General features: G+C 70.9%; 14 protein-coding genes and 1 tRNA gene. 5 read left to right on the top strand and 10 right to left on the bottom strand.

Features of this window, described 5'->3' with window-relative positions:
* Nucleotides 1-135: 135 nt before the first annotated feature.
* Nucleotides 136-2,055 carry a trypsin-like peptidase domain-containing protein gene (locus GA0070561_RS01050; protein WP_141710292.1) on the top strand — a complete coding sequence of 640 codons (1,920 nt, stop codon included), beginning with the start codon at nt 136-138 and terminating at the stop codon, nt 2,053-2,055.
* Here GA0070561_RS01050 and GA0070561_RS01045 read toward each other — a convergent pair.
* Nucleotides 2,052-3,080 (bottom strand): acyltransferase family protein, encoded by a 1,029-nt coding sequence (locus GA0070561_RS01045; RefSeq protein WP_167362320.1) that lies wholly within the window; start codon nt 3,078-3,080, stop codon nt 2,052-2,054. The two genes, GA0070561_RS01050 and GA0070561_RS01045, sit on opposite strands and share 4 nt — an antisense overlap.
* Before the next feature lie 182 nt (nt 3,081-3,262).
* Here GA0070561_RS01045 and GA0070561_RS01040 point away from each other — a divergent pair, with 182 nt between their 5' ends.
* Nucleotides 3,263-5,401: a sialate O-acetylesterase gene (locus GA0070561_RS01040; RefSeq protein WP_091393532.1), complete on the top strand. Its 2,139-nt coding sequence runs from the start codon at nt 3,263-3,265 to the stop codon at nt 5,399-5,401.
* Here GA0070561_RS01040 and GA0070561_RS01035 read toward each other — a convergent pair.
* The 6 genes from GA0070561_RS01035 to GA0070561_RS01010 all read right to left on the bottom strand — a co-directional run bounded on the left by GA0070561_RS01035 (nt 5,398) and on the right by GA0070561_RS01010 (nt 15,178).
* The gene (locus GA0070561_RS01035) at nt 5,398-8,847 is read right to left on the bottom strand and encodes an acyltransferase family protein (RefSeq protein WP_167362319.1); all 3,450 of its coding nucleotides are present in this window, start codon (nt 8,845-8,847) and stop codon (nt 5,398-5,400) included. The two genes, GA0070561_RS01040 and GA0070561_RS01035, sit on opposite strands and share 4 nt — an antisense overlap.
* A 1-nt stretch (nt 8,848) precedes the next feature.
* Nucleotides 8,849-10,210, bottom strand: coding sequence for a lipopolysaccharide biosynthesis protein (locus tag GA0070561_RS01030; protein WP_167362318.1), 1,362 nt, complete (start codon nt 10,208-10,210; stop codon nt 8,849-8,851).
* Nucleotides 10,207-11,274 carry a glycosyltransferase gene (locus tag GA0070561_RS01025; RefSeq protein WP_091393525.1) on the bottom strand — a complete coding sequence of 356 codons (1,068 nt, stop codon included), beginning with the start codon at nt 11,272-11,274 and terminating at the stop codon, nt 10,207-10,209. The genes GA0070561_RS01030 and GA0070561_RS01025 overlap by 4 nt, the downstream gene beginning before the upstream one ends.
* Entirely contained in the window at nt 11,274-12,239 is a 966-nt protein-coding gene (locus tag GA0070561_RS01020) for a glycosyltransferase family 2 protein (protein WP_167362317.1), read from the bottom strand. The genes GA0070561_RS01025 and GA0070561_RS01020 overlap by 1 nt, the downstream gene beginning before the upstream one ends.
* An 88-nt stretch (nt 12,240-12,327) precedes the next feature.
* Nucleotides 12,328-14,019, bottom strand: coding sequence for an exopolysaccharide biosynthesis polyprenyl glycosylphosphotransferase (locus GA0070561_RS01015; protein ID WP_244166018.1), 1,692 nt, complete (start codon nt 14,017-14,019; stop codon nt 12,328-12,330).
* An 85-nt stretch (nt 14,020-14,104) separates the two neighbouring features.
* Entirely contained in the window at nt 14,105-15,178 is a 1,074-nt protein-coding gene (locus GA0070561_RS01010) for an LCP family protein (protein ID WP_091393517.1), read from the bottom strand.
* Nucleotides 15,179-15,417: 239 nt separating this feature from the next.
* Here GA0070561_RS01010 and GA0070561_RS01005 point away from each other — a divergent pair, with 239 nt between their 5' ends.
* The 3 genes from GA0070561_RS01005 to GA0070561_RS00995 all read left to right on the top strand — a co-directional run bounded on the left by GA0070561_RS01005 (nt 15,418) and on the right by GA0070561_RS00995 (nt 18,174).
* Nucleotides 15,418-16,251, top strand: a complete 834-nt coding sequence (locus GA0070561_RS01005) for an O-methyltransferase (RefSeq protein ID WP_091393514.1) — start codon at nt 15,418-15,420, stop codon at nt 16,249-16,251.
* Nucleotides 16,252-16,255: 4 nt separating this feature from the next.
* Nucleotides 16,256-17,074 carry an MOSC domain-containing protein gene (locus GA0070561_RS01000; RefSeq protein WP_091393510.1) on the top strand — a complete coding sequence of 273 codons (819 nt, stop codon included), beginning with the start codon at nt 16,256-16,258 and terminating at the stop codon, nt 17,072-17,074.
* Between the two features lie 110 nt (nt 17,075-17,184).
* Nucleotides 17,185-18,174, top strand: a complete 990-nt coding sequence (locus tag GA0070561_RS00995; RefSeq protein ID WP_244166017.1) for an expansin EXLX1 family cellulose-binding protein — start codon at nt 17,185-17,187, stop codon at nt 18,172-18,174.
* A 4-nt stretch (nt 18,175-18,178) separates the two neighbouring features.
* On the opposite strand, the gene GA0070561_RS00990 is transcribed toward GA0070561_RS00995, so the two are convergent.
* The 3 genes from GA0070561_RS00990 to GA0070561_RS33430 form a co-directional block, all read right to left on the bottom strand.
* Nucleotides 18,179-18,706: a GNAT family N-acetyltransferase gene (locus GA0070561_RS00990; RefSeq protein WP_181541201.1), complete on the bottom strand. Its 528-nt coding sequence runs from the start codon at nt 18,704-18,706 to the stop codon at nt 18,179-18,181.
* A 91-nt stretch (nt 18,707-18,797) separates the two neighbouring features.
* Nucleotides 18,798-18,880 (bottom strand) — tRNA-Leu (locus GA0070561_RS00985).
* Nucleotides 18,866-19,789 (bottom strand): HNH endonuclease signature motif containing protein, encoded by a 924-nt coding sequence (locus GA0070561_RS33430; RefSeq protein ID WP_208603667.1) that lies wholly within the window; start codon nt 19,787-19,789, stop codon nt 18,866-18,868. The genes GA0070561_RS00985 and GA0070561_RS33430 overlap by 15 nt, the downstream gene beginning before the upstream one ends.
* Nucleotides 19,790-19,812 lie beyond the last annotated feature (23 nt).

Below are 19,812 nucleotides of genomic sequence, written 5' to 3'. Positions count from 1 at the left end.
CGACGAGCTGACGGGTGACCGCCGGGCGACTGACTGTGGCACCGGTCGGTACCATGCGCCTGGCGGTCGAGCGGAGGAGTTGGCATGCAGCCGGAAGGCCCCTACAGGTTCACCCACTTGCTGGGCGGTTCACCGGTGGGTAAGGCCTGGGCCGCCATCGACGAGCAGGGCCGGTTCGTGAGCGTGGCCGTGCTGGACGCGACGGTTGCCGCCGCCCCCGGGTGGCGGGAGGCGTTCGCCGAGGTCGCGAACGCGCTCGCCCAGTCACCCGACGGGCCCCCGATCACGTACGCCGACTTCTCGGCCGCCGCGCCCTGGGTGGCGTACGCCGCCGAGGCCGGGCCCGCCCCGGAGAAGCTGTTCCGCGCGCTCGGCGTGGAGTACCAACCGGTGCCCGCCGCCCCCCGACCCGTCTCCGCCCCTCCCCAGCCCGTGTCCGGTGTCCCGCAGCCGGTGTCGGGTGTCCCGCAGCCCGTGTCCGGTGTGCCGCAGCCCGTGTCGGGTGTGCCGCAGCCGGTCGTCGACATGCCGCATGCCCCGTGGGCGGTGCAGTCGGCCGCGATCCCGAACCAGCCGCCTGCCCACCCCGTCTCGGCCGCGCCGGCGTCGAGCGCACCCGCCTCGCCCGCCGGGCCGGCCGGCCACGACGTCGCCCCGACGCCGGCCACCGTGTCGGGCCCGCCGGCCGACGTGCCCCCGTTCGACCCGTACGCCGCCCCGGTGCGACGGATCAAGCCCTCGGCGCCGCCCAAGCGGCGTACCGGCCTCTGGGCCGGTGTGGCCGCGCTGGCCCTGGTGGCCGTGGTCGGTGGCGGCGCCGGAATCTACGCCCTCAGCTCGGACGAGCCCGGCGAGCCGGAAACGCCGCCGACCGCCACCTCCAGCGGCTTCCCCGCCGCGACCCCGCTCGCCCCCGGCCTCAAGCCCTGGGCGCAGGCCGCCCTGCGCAGCCCCGAGGAGCGGGCACTGGCCGTGGCCGGGCCGTCCATGGTCTTCGTGGAAGTCATGTTCACCGGGTACGTCCGCAACAAGGCCGGTGGCGCCCTGCTGGACAAGGCCCCGGTGACCTTCAGCCGGCGCTGCAGCGGCGTGGTCGTCCAACACGAGGGGTACGTCCTCAGCAACAGCCAGTGCGTGCAGCCCACCCCGGACGTCCTGGTCGGGGGTGCGCTGAACGCCGTGGCCAACCGGCTCGTCGCCGAGGGCAGCCTGCAGGCCAAGGACATCAGCACCTACACCCGCACCCGGTTGAACACCTCGGTCCTGACCGGCGCGAATGCCGGCGATCAGCCAGAGACCCGGCTGTACGGGCAGCTCAACATCGCCAAGGGCGAGGTGACCGACAGCCCGGCGATCGCCGGCACCGTCGTCCGGGCCCTCCCGATCGAGGCGGGAAACGTCGCCCTGATCAAGCTGGAGCAGAAGAACCTGCCAACGTCGGAGCTGAACACGTCGGCCAGCGTCAACCCGGAGACGTCACTGCTCGTCCTGGGCTACGGCACCACCGACACCAGCTTCCGCGCCGCCACCTACACCGTGCTGTCGAAGACGGTGACAGTGACCGGGATCGACTCCTCGACTCCGCTGAACCCGTACCGGATCAATGAGGATCTGGGGCTCTATTCGCGGGGCGGGATCGCCATCGACCCGAGCGGCCGGGTGGTCGGCATGCTGGACAACGACGTTCTGCGGCCCGACAAGGCGAACCGCCTCGTCGTGCCGGTCTCCGCCATGACCGCCCTGCTCCAGGCTGCCGGCGTCACCAACGCGCTCGGCAAGGCCGACAACCAGTACCGCAGCGGCCTCGACGCGTACTTCGCCGGAGACGAGTCGACCGCCATCGCCCGGTTCGACGAGGCCGCGCGGAACTCCCCGGCCAACCTGCTGGCCCAGTCGTATCGACAGGCCGCCGTCGACAGTCGGGGGCCCGGCGACGATTCAGGCGGGTCGAGCTGGGCCGTGCCGGTGATCGCCGCGGCCGGAGGCGCGCTCGCGGTGGCCGTCGTGGTGGCGGTGGCGATGCTCCTGGCGCGGCGGCGCAACAGCCGTTTCTAGTGCGTCTGGGCGGCGCCCGGCCGAGGCGCCACACCGCTGGCGGCCCGCGCGGAACCGCCGATCCGGGTGCCGGCCAACCAGGGGCCCAGCGGCGTGCTGATGACGATCCACGCGAACGCCCAAGGGACCACGAGAGCGGCGACCAGGTCGACCACCCCACCGGACCTGGGCGTCTTCAGCACCCACAGGATGCCCGCGTGACTCAGCACGACGGCGATGCCGCAGCCGGCCAGTCGACTGATCACCCGCGACGCCCGCACGCCGATGCGCAGGTCGAGTTCCTCCGCGAGCCGGATGAGACCGACGCTGATCAGGATCGCGGTCAGCACCCCCAGCACCGGGGAGCCGAAGTCGCCGGCCTTGAGGTCCAGGTCCCGGTTGAGGCCGAGGAGCACGAAGCCGACGCCGATCGAGAGTGACGCCGCACCGGCGCTGGCGGGAAGGCGCGGGCGGAGTCGCCGCAGCAGCCGCCCGGCCAGCACGAAGACCAGGCACGCCGGGACCAGGAAGAGCCCGAGCGGGCCGGCGGTGACAACGCCGGGCGCGAGGTACGCCATGACCAGGCCGACCACCGCGACCGTCCAGGCGACCGCGGCGGGGAACCGCTCCAGCCACCGGAACGCGACCGCCGCGATGAAGAGCACCGAGACGAACCAGAAGGCCGAGAACGGTCGGACCGCAGCCGTGCCGCCGTAGAGCGCGTCACCGATGGTCCCCGGTGCGACCTGGCCTGTCGCGGCGTCCGCGGCGAGCAGCGCCGCGACCAGGATGAGGAACCACACCACGTAGGGCACGCCCAGGGTCGTCCACCGCTTGCGCAGCTCCCCACCGAGCGGTCGACCGGGCGACCAGAAATAGCCGGTGAGGACGAAGAACACGGGCACGTGCCAGGTGTAGATGGACGCGCGGGTCAGGCTGTCGCTCCAGACGTGGCCCGCGACAACCGCGGCGATTCCGACAATCCGGAGGAGGTCGACACCGGCGGAGCGGTTACCCGCCGCCGTTGTCGTGCTCGTTGCGGCCATGGCGGGCATCATTTCAGACAGCGGGACCGACCTACGCCCCGGATCGGCACCGGTTCGGCCGGAGGTCGTGCCGGCGTCGTCGGGTATGGCGCATCGCCTAATCTGGGGCACGACACGCTGCCCACACTGTGGAGGTTCTCCGGGTGTCTCGTCCCCACCCTCCGTGGGCCCGCCTCCGATCGGTGCCCCGACCGGCCTGGATCGGCTTCGGGGTGGTCGCCCTGATCCTGGCGGCCGTCCCCGTACTCGGCTGGTCGCCGTCGAGGACCGGCTCACCGGACGCGGCCTGGTCGGCAGCCGACGCGGACACCCCACCGCCCGTCGCGCCCATCGACGGCACCTCCTGTGCCGCCAACGCCCACGGTATGGCCGGCTTCACCCCGGTCAGCGCCCTCGACCTGCCCGAGCGGAACGACCCCAAGAGGCCGCTTGCCCTCTCGTTCGACCGAGCCGGCGTGGTGGCCGGCGGGTTCGACCGGATCGGCTACTGCCTGGAGTTGACCGGCCCCACCGGTACGCAGTGGGTGTGGACCGCCATGTCGCCGTTCACGGCCGACGCCCGACGCCTCGGCCTACCGACCCGGGCCGGTCAGATCGTCCGGCAACGGATCGCCGATCTGGAGGTCGCCACCAACGCGCCGGGCCTGGCCACCGGCACCGGTCTCACCGGCTACCTGGAGATGTGGCCGAACAAGTACGGGCCGGTCAACTCCGGCCAGGTCCCCGGCGCCACCGCCGACCGGTTCGACGCCGACGACGATGTGTACTCGTCGATCGGGTACGGCTCCTTCCAGGTGCACACGGTCGCGGCCACCCGCCCGGCCACGGCGGCACCGCAGACGGTTCTCGCGGTCAACGGCTTCACCTCGGACGTCCAGCCGCTGTCGGTGGGCATCGGGACCGCCCCCACCGGTCAGCCCGACTGGACGGCCGCCGGTAACGCCGGCACGTACACCCAACGTCGGCTGACGGTCTACGCCCGCGCCTCGGTCCTCACCGTCGGTCAGCACCCACGGGATCGGCAGCTGTACCCCCGGGACGCGGCCGGCGGTGCGGTCGTGCCGGTGGCCGGCAAGGCGACCGACCCACGGGTCAAGGCCGTACGCCTCAAGGTCGTCAGCGGGGCTGACGCCTGGGACGAGACGGTGCCCGTCGGGGCCGGGGGTGAGTTCGCGTTCCGGCAGCGGATCACCGCCGCGCTGCGGGAGTACCGATTCGAGTTGCACGTGCTCGGCGACGGTGTTGCCCGACGGGCCGCCCTGTGGGAGGGCGTGGTGTCCGGCGACGTGTACGTCATCCAGGGCCAGTCCAACGCGGTGGCGGCCAGTTACCGGGGATCGTCGATCGGCGAGGAGTCCCCGTACGTCCGTAGTTTCGGCTCGGCGAGCGGGGACCGGATCCTCTCCGGCGCGGACCGTACCTGGAACTACGCCGTCTCCGGTGCGATCAGGCAGCCCGGTTCGGTCGGCCAGTGGGGGATCCGCGCGGCCCACCGACTCATGGACACCTACCAGGTGCCGGTGGCAGTGATCAACGGCGCGGAGAACGGCAGGGTGGTGTCGTTCTTCCGGCGCAACGACGCCAATCCCGGTGACTTGCGCACCAACTACGGTCGGTTGCGGCAACGGCTCATCGCCGCCAACGTCATCGGTGAGGTACGCGGGGTGTTCTGGTACCAGGGTGAGGCCGACAACAACGACGCTGCCAGGCATGTCACCGGGTTCACCGCGTTGTTGAGCGACTGGCGCCGGGAGGTGGGCTTCCGGGTGGACGGAGGCGCCCGCTACTACGTCGTCCAGGTCGGCGGCTCACCGTGCGGAGACACCTCCGGCGGGCCGCTGCGCGAGGCGCAACGGCGGATGGCCGACACCCTGAAGGTGACGCTGCTGTCCACCAGCGCTCTGACCGGCCGGGAGGCGTGCCACTTCGCCTGGGAAGGGGGCTACCGCGAGTTGGGCGATCAGGCGTTCGCCGTGCTGGCCCGCGACATCCACCGCGGCCCCAGCGAGGGCGTGTCTGCCCCGAACCCTCGGTCGGCCGCCTTCGCCGACGCTCGGCGTACCCAGGTGGTGGTTCAGCTTCGTAGCGTTGACCCGCTGACCGTCCGGGCTGGCGCGGGCACCGACTTCACTATCGACGGCAGCACCGCCACCGTCACCGGCGTCGAGTACCGCGAGGGAGGGCGGCTCGTGCTGAGCCTGTCCGGCCCGGCCGACGGCGCGACCGGGCTGAGTTACCGGGGCGACGCCGGGCCCTGGTGCGTCAACGCCACCGGGGTCGGTCTGCTGGCCTTCAAGGGCCTGCCGATCGCTGCTGCCTAGTCACTGGTCAGGACGGCGGAGGCAGCCAGCGCCTTGGTCAGTGAGGGCCGCAGGGCCGTCGTCAACAGGGGCGCGACGCTGCGGGCGTACTCGCTGGTGATGTGGGACGCGTCTCGGCGCACGACCACGCCGTTGACGAATGCCGGACAACGGTCGTCCAGGGCGCAGAACCACGATCGCGTCGCCACGTACGCGGACCCCGACGCGTTCCACACGCGTTCATCGGCATCGGCGTACGACTGCCAGAGCGGCGAAATCTTCGCCACGCAGTCCTCCGGCGTGGAGAAGCGCGTGGCGCAGGCGGTCGGGTTCATCGCCGGGGGTGGGGGCTGAAGCGCGACCACCTGGCCGGCGGGCGCAAGCCACTCCCGGGCTTTCCTGGCCGCTGCCTCCCAGGCTGGCAGCGAGGGCTTACCACCCTCCGTCTGCAGCCGCTGTGCGTAGGTGTTCGTCACGATGACCAGCGCCGGCTTCGTGTCGGCGATGAACGACCGCACGATTTCCTTGTGTGCCGGGCAGGCCCGGGTGATGCTGTCGTCCTCGGCGATGGTGGTCGTCGCGAGCAGCGGGCAACCGACGTAGGTCAGCGGGTGGACGGTCCAGCCCTCAGGCTCCAGGACGGCACGGATGGCCGGCAGCCAGGCGACCGCTGTCGAGTCGCCGACCACCACCGCGAGACGTTCCGGATCCAGGGTGCCGGCGGAGCAGTCGCGGCCGCGCGGTGTGGCCGGTCGGCAACCCTGGGAGTCCTCCCGGGCGAAGCCCTGCCGACCCACCTCGGACAGGGCCGGGGTGACCGGCGGCCACTCCTTTGCCCGCAATGCCTCCTGGACCTCGGCGGAGAGCGCGGTCACGCTGTTGAACGCGGCGGGGTCGGGCGCGGCTGGGCGGGATCCGGGCCCGAAGGCGACAGTGGTGACGAGGACGACACCTGCGGCGAGGGCCGCGACGGGAGCGCCCCACACCACAGCGCGCACCCGGGAACGAGGGCGGCCCGACTCGCGCGGTTTGCTGTCCAGCCAGGAGGAGCGCCGGATCGGGTCCTCCAGGAAGTGGTACGAGGCGACGGACAGCAGCGTGGTGCCGGCGAGGACGACGAGGTACGTCCTGGTGCTCTCCGGCGGCAGCATCGCACCGACCAGGACGATCAGCGGGAAGTGCCAGAGGTAGAGCGAGTAGGAGATGTCGCCGATGTACCGGGACGCCGGGTTCGTGAGCGGGAACATTCGCCGTACACCGCCGGCCCCACCGGCCACGACCAACACCGCGGAGAGCACCGGCAGCACCGCACCCGGAACCGGGAACGGTGTCTGCGGGCCCACGACGAAGAGGGAGGCGACCAGACCTCCGAGGCCGACCCACTGCATCGCGAGCCGAACCCGAGCCGGTAGCGCCGCCCACCAGGGTGCCGTCAGCGCGATCAGACCGCCGACGGCCAGTTCCCAGGCCCGGGAGAAGGTCGAGTAGTAAGCATCCGTGGGAGCGTGGCCCGTCTGCCACAGGCCAAAGCCCACCGACGCGAGGGCCAGCACCGCCATGATGCCGCCGAGAACCCACCTGGCCCTCGGCGCGGTCCATCCGAAGCGCTGGGCGGCGAGGCCGAGGACCAGCGTGATCAGGACCGGCCAGACGAAGTAGAACTGCTCCTCGACGGAGAGGGACCAGTAGTGCCGAAGTGGCGACACCGGTCCGTCCGCCTGGAAGTAGTCCGTGCCGGCGGCGGCGAAGCGCCAGTTGGCCGAGAACAGACCGGCGGCCAGCGCGTCCCAGGCGATCGAGCGCAGGCGCTCACCGATGAACAGCAGTGACGCCGCGAGGTAGGTGGTGACCAGCACGAGCAGCGCCAGCGGGAGAATCCGCCGGACCCGGCGACGGTAGAAGTCCGTGAAGGAGATCCGGCCGGTCCGCTGGTGCTCCTTGAGGAGGAGGCCGCTGATCAGAAAGCCGGAGATGACGAAGAAGACATCGACCCCGATGAAGCCGCCGGCCGGCCAGTGGAAGACGTGATCGGCGATCACCACGACAACGGCGAAGGCTCGGAGCCCCTGGATGTCCGGGCGGAAACTGGAAGCCGTCGCACCGACCGGCGTTGGCGTCCTCGGTCCGTACGGCGCGACGGCGGCGGCGTCGTGCCGTCCCGTCAACCGCTTGAGGGCGGCGAACCGACCTGGGCGGTCCACCAGGTCCACCGGTCCCGGTGCCGGGGTGCGGGCCGGGGCCGCCGACGCCGACGCGGTGAGGGCCAGCAGCACGATGATCCAGGTCAGCCCGTCCACCGACAGCGGGTTCCAGACGACCTCGGTAAACGAGTAGACGACGAGGAGCACCACCGGTGCCTTGGCGGTGAAGGCGTTCCCGTCCTCGACGTCGCGGTGCAGCAGGGTGGCCATCCACAGACCGAACAGGGTCAGCGCGACCAACCCGCCGGAGAAGATGACCAGGACGTACCCGGAGTGGAAGAAGTGGGTCGGTGCCTTCTCGATGTCCTGCAGGTAGTACCACTTCGAGACGCCCACACCGACGGCCTCCCGGCCGCTGAGGTACTCGCGGGCGGCGACCCAGATGTTGCCGCGGTTGCTCAGCGTGGTCTTCGACGCGCTCCACATCAGATATGTGGCGGCTGTCAGTGCGCCGATGACGAGCGCCACGCAGAGCGCGAAGGGAATCCGCGGGCTCGGTCGCAGGCGCTGCACGAGCAGTGCGCCCACCATCCAGACGGCTACCGCGCCGACGGCCAGATAGCTGGTGCGGGACCCGGTGGCGACGATCACCAGCAGGCAGAACGACGCCGTCGCCACCAGTTCGGCGCGGCGCATCGCGCAGAACGCGGCGACCAGGGTGAACGACGCCAGCATCGCCGCGTAGTTCTCGGAGTTGTAGAAGCTCTTGAACAGCGCACCGGCCAGAGAGCACTTCTCCAGCTTCCCGCCGGTGCACGCCCGCCACGCCTGCCCGTACAGAGCGGTCGGAATGGTCAGCAGCGCCAGGACCGCCAACCCGGTGTAGGCCATCGCCCGTACGCTGACGGTGGTGCGGGCGGCCATCAGCCAGACGGCGACCAGCAGGAGCCCGGCCGCCCCGTACGCCGGCAACCGCGACCCGTAGATCCCGGTGCCGGTGACGACGTCGATGAAGGCGCACCAGACGAGCAGGCCGCCGGCCATCGCCAGCGAGATCCGGAGCCACAGGTCGGACGGGCCGCGGAGGACACCACGGCCAGAGAGCACCAGCCAGGCCAGCAGGGCGACCACCAGCACGCCGATCAGCATCGAGCTGTGGCTGCCGGCGAGCGCCGGCGCCGCGTTGGTGAGCACCGCGAATCCGACCAGGGCGACCGCCGATGCGGGGTCGCCGAACGCGGTGGCGACGGACCGCCGCATTCGGATCAACCACAGAGCCACCGCTACGCCACCGACGGTCAGTAGGACACCGAAGATGGTGGTCACGTCAGACCCTTTCTCGGTCAGGTACCGCTGCCGGTTCGACGACGGCATCGCGGTGCGGGTGTCGCCGCAGGGCGATGACGAGGCACCCCCACAGCAGGATGCCGAGCAGAGCGTCGCACAGGAGGCTCGACACGACCGCGCCCTGCCATCCGTAGGCGGGGATGAGCCACACGTTGAGCCCCGCGTTGACGACGCCGACCGCGATCTGGCACACCGTACGACGGCCCTGGAGTCGGCTTCCTGAGAGGGCGTCCGCGGCCAGGTAGTGGATCGACTTCAGGACCAGGATCGCGCTGAGGCCCTGCAGTGCCAGGGTCGCGGCCTCGTACTCCGGTCCGAAGATCAGCGGCATGGTCCAGGCCATCGCGACCAGCAGCAGGCTGCTCGGCACGCTGAACATCAGGAAGCGAGGCAGAAGGCGACGGGCGAGCCCGAGCGCCGCCCGGGGTCCCTCGCGGCCGACCTCGAAGAAGCGGGGGTAGGCGACCGCGGACATCGACCGGGCCGGCGTGTACGCGAAGTCCACCACCCGGTAGGCCGCCGCGTAGATCGCCGCAGCCTCGGTGGTGCCGATCCGGGACAGCATGACCTTGTCGATGTCGTTGTAGACCGTCTGGGCGGAAAGGCCGACGGCGAACAGCAGGCCGCTGCGGGCCTGGCTGAGCGCCGGCCCGACGGACCAGGAACCGCCTCCGCCGCCGCGCAATCCGTACCAGGTCGTCAGCAGGCAGACCACGACGGAGACCGCCAGCGCGGTGAGAGCCCAGTTCCGAAGGGAGATCGGCTCGTCCGCCGCGGCGAGGACCAGCGCGCCGACCAGCCGGAACACGTGCAGCAGGGCGGGGATGACCGAGGCGACGAAGACCTTGCCCCGGGCCTGCACCGACGCGGCCACGGCCTCGATGAGCCGCCAGGCCACCAGGTCGGCGGCAGCGAGGCAGAGCATGTCGAGCGCACTGACCTCGCTACCCCAGATCGCCACCCCGGCCGCGCTCACCAACACGGTCGCGCCCACACCGAAGACGACGGTCAGGACCAGGCCCCGCGTGAGGTGTCGGGCCCACTCGCCGGGGGCCTCGGCGTAGCTCTGGAAGATCAGACTCGGTGCGCCGGCGGACGCGAACGGGGAGACCACGGCGACGAGGGCGGTGACGCCGACGAAGAGCCCGTAGGTGTCGATCGACATCTCCCGGGCCAGCAGGACGAAGAGCACGCCCTGCGCGAGGGTCCGTAGCAGTGTGCCGGTGAAGAACTTCCCGGACCGCTTCAGGAAGGTGTCGCGTCCGCTCGGGGGACGCCGATGCGACCGTGGCCGCGGTGCGGTCGGCTCGACGGAGCCGACCGCACCGGAGGGCGTACTCACCGGTTCAACGCCTCCACCCACTGGCGGCCGACCTCGGCGGGGTCCAGTGCCGCGCACCGGGCGTGCCAGGACTTCTCGAAGTCGGCCAGTGTCGGCCGCTGGGCACCGGTCAGCCGGAGCACCGTGTCCGCGAGGGCGGCCGGCGACGTGTCCGCCGCCAACGCGCCAGGCACGAAGGTCGGGATCATCTCGTCCAGCGCGGGCACCGGGAGGGCCGCCACCGGCAGGCCCGCCTCGGCGGCCTCGACCAGGCTGAACCCGAAGGTCTCGGCCCGAGACGGGTGGACCAGGAGGTCCGCTTCGGCGAGTAGCTGGGCGACACCCGGCACCCGTCCGAGGAACGAGGTCCGGTGTTGCACACCCAGTTCCTGGGCCTTCGCGTGCAGCAGGTCCCGCTCCTCGCCGTCGCCGGCGAGCGTGAGGTGGTACGCCTCCGGCAGCAGGGCCAGCGCGGAAATGGCGCAGGAGTGGTTCTTGTACGGGCGGAAGGCGGCCGTGGTGAGGAGGTTGATCCGCCGGCGGTCCACCACCTCGCGTGGTGCGACGAAGGGCCGAGGTGGCATCGGGTTGGTGATGGCGACCACCGGCTGCCCCGGCGCCAGCTCCTGGACCGTGCGGGCGACACCGTTGGAGACGGCGACGACGAGCCGTGGACGCAGGCCCTTGAGCCGCGAGAACCGGGCGAGCGTGCGCACCCGTCGGTCGATCCGCAGACGTTCCGGCAGCAGGGAGTGCTCCCAGGCGACGTAGCTGCGGCCGGACCCGGCGAGGGCGGCACCGACGGGCACGCTGCCCCACAGGCCGCTGGCCACGATCTGGACGTCCGGTGCCAGGTTCTGTAGGCGCCGCCGCAGCGGCGGAACAGACTCCATCAACCGGGTGATCCGGGAACCGAGGCCCAGGGTGTCGACGGTCAGGTCGGCCAGTTCGGCGGGGACCCCCCGGGACACGACAGTTGCCGAGACCTCGACGCCCTGGGCCTGGAGGCCGCGGATCAGGAGCGCCGCCGCCAGCTCCATGCCGTAGAGCGGTTCGAGCTGCGGCAGTACGAAGTGCAGACGCATCAGTGTGGCCGTTCGGTCTCGAGCGGTCGAGTGGGGCTGCTGGAGGCCTTCGACTTGCGCATGGCGACCCGTTCCAGGGTCGACCGGGGTACGAGCCCGAGCGCCGCCAGCACCGCGTTCCGGGCGGACGGAGGTGAGTTGCGGCGGATCGCCCGCACCATCTCCCGCACGCCCTCCCGGTCTCGGGCCTGGAGAGCGTAGCGGAGGGTCTGGGCCGCGATGAAGTCCGAGAAGGTCCCCGGCGCCCACACCCCCTCCCAGCGCTGCGCCCAGTGCCACGAGGTACGCCAGTCGGCGCCGGCCGAGATCGACCCGGGGCTGCCCACCGTGTAGACGGCTGTCGCCTCCTCCACCTGGACGATCTTCACCCGGGGCAGCCGGGCGACCCGGACCAGCCAGTCCCAGTCCTGGTGCCGGGGGAGCGTCTCGTCCCAACGGCACTCGGTCGCCAACTCGTACGTGGTCAGGAGCGTCGACGTGGGCAGCGACTGCCGGCCGATGCCGAGGTGACGGCGGCGGAACAGGTAGTCCTCCGGCAGCATGCCGTCGGGGATCACCTCGGCGGGGGCCGGTGCCGGCAGCGGCTCGGCGCCGTCCTTCCGTTGCAGGATCCGGGATGACACGACGGGGCGGAACCCGGCCGCCGCGACCCGTTCGAGCGCGGGAACCTGTGCCGCGAGCTTGGTCGGCAGCCAGGTGTCGTCGTCGTCGAGGAACGCGACGTGGCTGCCCGGGATGGCGTGGGTGACTCCGAGGTTGCGGGCGTACGACCCGCGCCGGCCGCCGCCGGTGCAGACCACCCGGTCGATGTGCTGCCCCAGGTCCCGCACCGTCTGCGGCACCTCCGGGGTGTCACAGACGACCACGATGTGTACGGATGCGCCCTGCTGGGATCGGGCGGAGAGCACCGCGTCGGCGATGCTGGGGCGGCCCGTGGTGGGGATCACGACGGATACGTTCGGCATTGCGTTCTCCATGCGTTGGGGGTACGACCGGCACACCGCCGGGTACGGCCAACGGCCGTACCCGGCGGTGTCTCGGTGCGTGGGCGGATCAGCGGCCGCCGGCGCGGAACACCTCGGTCACCGTACGGAGCACCACCTTGACGTCGAGCCAGAGGGACCAGTTCTCGATGTAGTAGTTGTCGAAGCGGGCCCGGTCGGAGATCGGGGTGTCGCCGCGCAACCCGCTGACCTGCGCCAGGCCGGTGAGCCCGACCGGGACGCGGTGGCGCATCGCGTACTGGGGGTATTCGGCCGAGAACTTCTCGACGAAGTAGGGGCGCTCGGGCCGGGGGCCGACCACGCTCATGTCGCCACGGAGGATGTTCCAGAGCTGCGGCAGTTCGTCGAGGGAGGTCCTGCGCATGATCCGACCGATCGGCCCCACCCGCCGGTCGTTGGCGATGGACCAGTTGGTCTGCGACTCGTGCTCGTCGACGGGGCGCATGGACCGGAACTTGATGATGTTGAAAGGTCGGCCGTGCCGACCGATGCGCTCCTGGTAGAAGAAGATGCCGGGGCCGCCGTCGATGAGCGTGGCGACCGCGCAGACGAGGAGCACCGGGCTCAGCAGGAGCAGCGCCACCGAGGCGAACGCGATGTCCGACGCGCGCTTGAGCGCGGACTGCGGGCCGGAGAGGGTGATGTCGCCGATGCTGACGACCGGAACCGCGCCGATGTGGTCGCCGTGCGAACGGGACCCCCAGAGGGGGGTGGCCGCCCACAGGTCGCACTCCGCCGTCCGTGGCCGGGCCAGGATCTCCATGAGTGAGGTCTCGGAGCAGCTCGCGTCCGCGACGATCACCACGTCGCACTCGCGCAGCCGTACGAGGCTGTCGAGGTCGTCGAGGGATCCGATCAGCGGCAGCGCCGACGGGCCGTCCGGGGTGTCGACACAACCCACGAAGCGCAGGCCGTACTGGGGGTATCGGCGCAGGAGCCGGGCGAGTTCCACGGCGGTGGGGCCACTGCCGACGATGATGGTGTTGTGCTCGACCCACCGGCGCTTGCGGGCGACGATGGCGAATTCGCGGGTGACAGCCCGCCCGAGGATGACCAGCCCCGCCGACGCGGCGACACCGCGGGTGAAGCTGAAGACGTACTCGGCGGATTCGTGGCGCATCGCCGCGACGATGGCGACCGCGGACGCCGCGGCCAACAGACGCCCGCAGAGGCTCGGCAACTCGTCGAGGAAGCTCACGTGCCGTCGTGCCCGGTAGAGGCCGCCGCTGGCGAAGACGATCACGGTCAGGACCGTCATGGCCAGGGTGCCGCGCCAGTACTGCTGAGTGACCAGCAGCGGCGTCAGCAGCGCCAGGACGTCGACCGGCGCGGTCATCATCCAGGCCCGCAGCCACCGGGTCCGGGTCGAGGCGCGCGAGCCGGCGTACGGCAGGACAGCGGTCGTGTCCAGGCCGGCGCGAGGCTCGTGCTCTTCAGGCGCAGGCGCAGGCGCAGGCGCAGGCGCGGGTGCGGGCGGGGCCGAGCGCCGGTCGGCGGGCGAGGGGAAGGCCGGAGTCTGGTAGCCGGGAGTCTGGTAACCAGGAGTCTGGTGACCGGAAGTCTGGTAACCGGGCGTCTGGTAACCGGCAGACTGATAGCCGGGAGATTGGTAGGCGGGAGGGCGACTCCCGCCGAGGCTCCCCTCGTCGTCCCCCTCACCGTCGCCCTGGGCATCGGTGGCGTTGCCGTCGCGGTCATCGGCCGGTGCCGGCCGATGCCACATGGCGGGCTGATTGGACATTATGGACCTCCCCGTGAGGGCCGGCTGACCTGGCCGGTCCGTAATTCGAGACAAGGTGGCCGGCAACAGCCACCGGCCTGGGGTGTTACTTGGAACTGGCGAGAATCTCGTCGACGGAGTCCCGGCGCACGGCATCGTAGAAGGTCTTCGCCTTCTCGGTGTTCGCGAAGACGACGCTCTCGCTGCCCACTCGGCCGGTGCCCTTCGTCGGGCTGGTGACGAAGGTGAGGTTACGGCCGCGAAGGTTCCGCAGGTCTGTCGCCATGCTGACGAGCGACATCTTCTCGTCCACCGACACGGCGCTCGAGGTCGCCTTGACGAAGGAGTTGAGCCGCCCGGGATTGGTGACGATGCCGCCGGACACGGCCTTGTCGAGGATGGCCTTGATGACCTGCTGCTGGTGACGGATGCGGGCGAAGTCGCCGTCGGCGAACTGTTTGCGCTGGCGGGAGTAGTCCAGGGCCGTCTCACCGTCCATCCGCTGCATTCCCTGCTCGAACTTGCGGAACGGCGGGTGGATCGACGTGAACGACTTCTCCGCGTTGATGTCGACGCCGTCCAGGGCGTCGATGATTTCCTTGAAGCCGGCGAAGTCCACAATCATGACGTGGTCGATTCGCACCGTGGTGAACGATTCGACTGTTTGCACCATCAGCGGAATGCCACCCCAGGCGTACGCTGCGTTGATCTTCGCGTCGCGGCCGCCGTGCCCCCCGTTCTTCGCCTTCGGCACGTTCACCCATGTGTCCCGAGGGATCGAGACGAGTTGCGCGCTGGACCGGTCCTTCGGGATGTGCGCGACGATGATGGTGTCCGTGCGCGAGCCGCCAGTGCTCTCCGGGTCGCGGGAATCGCTCCCCAGGATCAGGATGTTCATCGCGCCGTTTGCCACCGCCTGCGGACGCCCCTCCTCGGGAACGTCGGCGAAGGCATCCACCCGGTCGATGTCCTTCTCGACAGAGCGGAGATAGAGGGCGCCACCGATCATGCTGCCGCCGCCCAGGATCGCCGCGACTACCAGGCAGGTGACGAGGACGCGACGCCAGCGAGGGCCACGACGTCGCCGCTTGCCCCCGGCCGGGACATCCTCGTGCGGATCGGCTGCGTGTGGATCGAAGAATTCGGTGTCGGCATCGGTGTACCGCTGAGCACCAGACATGCCGGCGATGCTACTGATTGCGCGTGCCTGCCGTGCACCCTCGTCCTTTCGGGTATCGCACGCCTGCCGACCGGTGCGGCCAACCCGGCCCTGCGTCCGGACGGACTGCCGGTAACGCCGGCCCGGGAGCGCTTCCCAGGCCCTATTCTGCTGCCTCGACGGGAGGGCGGGAACAACGTAACCATCGGCTTTCGCGATGACCCTCCCGCTGCCGTCCGAACCCTGCTACAACGGCACCCGTGGATCGAATCAAGCTCCGACGGGCCGTCGCGCGTACCCCACTCGCCCCGATCGCCGCCTTTCCCAAGAGGCTTCGCACGATCGCGCGGCACGACGCGAAGGTGCTGCGCCACTCGGCGCGCTGGCTGCTGACCTCCCGCGAGCACCACAACTACACGTACGACCTCACCTCGTTGAGCCGCAACCACCTCGCCTGGTTCGTCAGCGTGGTCTGCGACATCCCGGTCAAACAGGTACGGGCGTACCTCGGCGAGATCGAGTCGGACGACGGCCTGCGCCAGCACCTTCTGGCGGCGATCGCCGCCTCCGACCGGCGGGGTCTCGCCGACAAGGAGATCCGCTACGCCCGGCGGATCGGCTGGTACGCCATCGTCCGTGCCACCCGCCCCGCCCACGTCGTCGAGACCGGTGTCGACAAGGGACTCGGCAGCGTCGTCCTGGCGTCCGCCCTGCTGCGCAACGCGCAGGAGGGGCACCCGGGCCGGGTCACCTCCCTGGACATCAACCCCGAGGCCGGCTACCTCGCCCGGGTCGCGCCGTGGTCGGAGGTCGTCGACCTGGTGATCGGCGACTCGATCGCCTCGATCGGCGCGCTGGACCGCCCGGTCGACCTGTTCCTGCACGACAGCGACCACAGCCGCGCCCACGAGAAGCGCGAGTTCGACGCCGTGGAGCCCAAGCTCGCCCCCGGCGCGATCCTGCTCACCGACAACGTCACCAGCACCAACGTGCTCGCCGAACACGCCGAACGCACCGGCCGGCGGTTCCTCGCCTACCGGGAGAGCCCGGCCAACCACTGGTACCCGGGCGACGGGATCGGCGTGGCATGGTAGCCGGGTGCGGCTGACCTCGATTCACACGTACCCCATCAAGGGTTGTCACCGGCTCGACCACGACGGCGCGTTCGTGCACCAGTGGGGCCTGGCCGGCGACCGGCGCTGGATGGTCGTGGACGCCGACGGAGTCGGCGTCACCCAGCGGGACACGACCCGGCTCGTCGACCTGCGCGCCTCCGTGCGCCCTGGGGGTGTGTCGCTGCGCGCCGACGGGCAACCCGACCTCGACGTGCCCGAACCGGCCGGCGGCGAACCGGTCGCGGTCCGTACCTTTCGCAGCCGCACCTTCCCGGTTCCCGCGCTGCCGGCCGGCCAAGCGGCCGACGAGTGGCTCGGCGCCCTGCTCGGCCGACCGGTCCGACTGGTCTGGCTGGCCCAGCCGACCCGCCACCTGGCCGCCGGGACCCGCGAACACGACACCGGTGACCAGGTCAGTTTTGCCGACGCCTACCCGGTGCTGCTGGCGAACGCCGCCTCCCTCGACGCCCTCAACGACTGGCTGGCCGAGGCGGGCGAGGAACCGGTGCCGATGACCCGGTTCCGACCCAACCTGGTCGTCGGCGGTGCGCCGGCCTGGGCCGAGGACGACTGGGTGGGTCGGCGGCTGCGCATCGGCGACCGGATGTTCCAGGCCGCCGGGCCGTGCGACCGCTGCGTGGTGACCACCACCGACCAGGAGACCGGGGTACGCACCAAGGAGCCGCTGCGCACCCTCGGGCGGCACCGCAACGTCAAGCAGAAACTCCTCTTCGGACTGAACCTGGTACCGCTCGACACCGGACCCCTGGCGGTGCACGCCCCGATCGCCGTCGCGCCCTGACCGGCCGCCGACCAGCAATCGGCACCCCACGGTCACCGTCCGTCGATGCTGTCTTAGCTTTGGCTTAGCCCGCTTGTCGGTACCCGACCGGGTCCGGCAGCATCGCCGTCGTGACGGACGGAAGCGCTGTCGACATCAACATCGACCTGGACCATCCTCCAGAGGACCGGCCCGCGCCGTCGTCCGGCGCGAAGCCCTGGCTGGTCGCCACCGGCGTCACAGTCCTCGCGGCGACGCTCGGGCTCACCCTCACCCTGCGCTCCGGCTCCACCCCGGCCTGCGCCGCCGGCCGGACGCTGGCCGCAGCGCCGCCCACCGGCAACGCCACACACACCGGCAAGGCCACCTTCTACGACTCCAAGGGCGCCGGCGGCAACTGCTCGAACCCGGCCGCCCCGGCCAACCGGCTCTACGTCGCGCTCGGTCCGACCGAATACTCCGCCGGTGCCGCCTGCGGCGGATTCCTCGACGTCGTCGGCCCCAAGGGCACCGTCCGGGTGCTCATCATGGACCAGTGCCCGGAGTGCGAGCCCGGGCACCTCGACCTGTCCCGCGAGGCGTTCGCCCGGATCGCCGACCCGGTCCAGGGCCTCGTTCCGGTCACCTACCGCGCGGTGGTCAACCCGCCGCTGCCCGGACCACTCACCTTCCGGATCAAGGAGGGCGCGTCGCAGTGGTGGTTCGCCGTCCGCGTCGGCAACCACGGCAACCCGCTGCGGTCCGTCGAGGTCCGGCAGCGTGACAGCGACCCCTGGCAGTCGGCCGCCCGGCAGGACTACAACTACTGGCTGATCGCCTCCGGCGCCGGGCCGGGCCCGTTCAACGTCCGGGTCACCGACGTGTACGGCAACCGGGCCACCGTCGGCGGCATCCGGATGGCACCGGGCCAGGTGCAGAACAGCACCGTCCGGATGTACGCACCCGGTGCCGGGGCCGCCACACGCCGTACGCCGGCCTCGACCCGACCGCCGAGCAGCCGACCCGCCGTCACGCCGACGCCGACCCGTCGCTCGGTCGAGGTGGCGAGGACGAGCGCTCCGGCCACCGACGCGCCGATCACCAGCTCGCCCCGGGCGAACGCCCGGTGGTGCGGGGGCTGACCGCTCAGTCGGCAACCGTCAGATCGAGCCACATCAGAATCTCGTCCCGGTCGTCATCGGGGGCCACCCGCAGCGCGCCCGGCAGCCGGCCGATCTCCCGGTACCCGAGGCGACCGTAGAACTTGTCCAACCCCAGGCCGTCGCGCACCGTGACGTGCAGCGCCTCGTGGCCCAACGCCCTGCCCAGCCGGGTGGCCTCCATCATCAGCGCCGAGCCGTAGCCGGCACCCTGGGCGTCCGGGTGGACCATGACCCGCTTCACCACACACCAGTGCGCCGTGAGCGGAAAACGGTTGTCACTGAAGATCAGCATTGCCGCCAGCCGGTCCCCGGAGTAGCCGACCAGCAGCCGGTCCGGTCCGTCCGCGATGCCGGCGAAGGTCGGATCGGCGGTGACGTGCACGTCGGTGGCGGTGACCGGTGGCACGAAACCGACCGCCCCGCCGGCGTTGCTGACGTCCACCCAGAGGTCGACGATCTCGGCACGCAGCTGCGGGGTCAGGTCAGGATCGAGGACGAAGCGCAGACTCACGCTCGCCATCCTGACCCAACGACCAGGGCCACGACCCGCGACAGTGACGCGCCCGACAACCGCCGTTCAGCACGTGGTTTTCGTTGCCCTGTGCGGGAGAGGGGATTCGAACCCCCACATCCTTCCGGATACAGGTTCCTAAGACCTGCGCGGCTGCCGTTACGCCACTCCCGCCAACTCCCTGAGTTTAGAGTGTCTGGCTTCGGCGGTGTTGAGCCCGGCCTCCTTGAGGATGGTCGAGATCGTGCCGTGACCAACTCTGCATCCCCCACCAGGGAGATTGCGCAGAACGGCGGACAGCCGCTTCGGTCCGACATCCGGGTGCGCCAGTGCCTGTTCTATCACCGCGTCGCGATGAGCCATCGAACGCCAACCGCGGCTCGGACGCGGCTTCAACAGGCCGTCCTGCTCGAGCCTTCGCCGAACCTTGTGCAGACACGCCGGAGTCCAGCCCAACTGCCGTGCCGCCTCCAGGGCCGTCACCTGCTGTGCGTCGACCCGACCGAACAGGTCGACGAGTTCCCTCCGGGTGGCCGGTCGGCGATCGGAGCCGGTCGTCCCGCCGTAGCGTTCCTCCCCATCGGTTGGCGTCGTGAGGATGGGGAGGTCGGAAGGCCGTTTTCCTCGCCCGGCGTAGGTCGCGGTCTGGCTGTGGCAGTTCGGGCAGAGGAGCCGCAGGTTCGGTGGCCGGTTGTCGAGGAAGTCCCCGTTGATGTGGTCGACGTGCAGGATGAGCGACGCGCCTTGCCAGACCGGCCCTATCCCACAGCCCTCGCACTCCTCCGGCACGCCGAGTGTGCCCAGCGCCCACTTCAACCGCACGCCGGGCGTCCGGCGGGACCCGTCGGGCAGCACAACCAGGAGCTGCGCGGATGTGGTGCGCCGTTCGCCACGCCGCCCCTTGTTGTGGGCCTGCCTCGTGAAGTGCGACGTGTCGATGCCGAACCGCTTGAGCTGCCGGCTGATGTGCGCGTGCGAGCCACCGCTGACGCGTACGCCGAGCAACCGCATCACCTCGGTGATGTTGCGGGCGACGGCGGCAGCGGCGGCCAGCGCTTCGGGCGTGTACTTGTATCGAACCACTGACGGACCGTAGCGATCCGGTA

Source organism: Micromonospora saelicesensis (assembly GCF_900091575.1).
In the GTDB taxonomy this organism is placed as follows: domain Bacteria; phylum Actinomycetota; class Actinomycetes; order Mycobacteriales; family Micromonosporaceae; genus Micromonospora; species Micromonospora saelicesensis.
The sequence above is the reverse complement of the archived record's forward strand: the minus strand, read 5'-3'. Positions and strand labels throughout refer to the sequence as shown.

What these genes read in the sequence shown, in the direction of transcription:
- GA0070561_RS01045 (WP_167362320.1), bottom strand. Translation starts at nt 3,080, where the DNA reads ATGGCCGCAACGAGCACGACAACGGCGGCGGGTAACCGCTCCGCCGGT.
- GA0070561_RS01025 (WP_091393525.1), bottom strand. Translation starts at nt 11,274, where the DNA reads ATGCGTCTGCACTTCGTACTGCCGCAGCTCGAACCGCTCTACGGCATG.
- GA0070561_RS01020 (WP_167362317.1), bottom strand. Translation starts at nt 12,239, where the DNA reads ATGCCGAACGTATCCGTCGTGATCCCCACCACGGGCCGCCCCAGCATC.
- GA0070561_RS01015 (WP_244166018.1), bottom strand. Translation starts at nt 14,019, where the DNA reads ATGTCCAATCAGCCCGCCATGTGGCATCGGCCGGCACCGGCCGATGAC.
- GA0070561_RS01010 (WP_091393517.1), bottom strand. Translation starts at nt 15,178, where the DNA reads ATGTCTGGTGCTCAGCGGTACACCGATGCCGACACCGAATTCTTCGAT.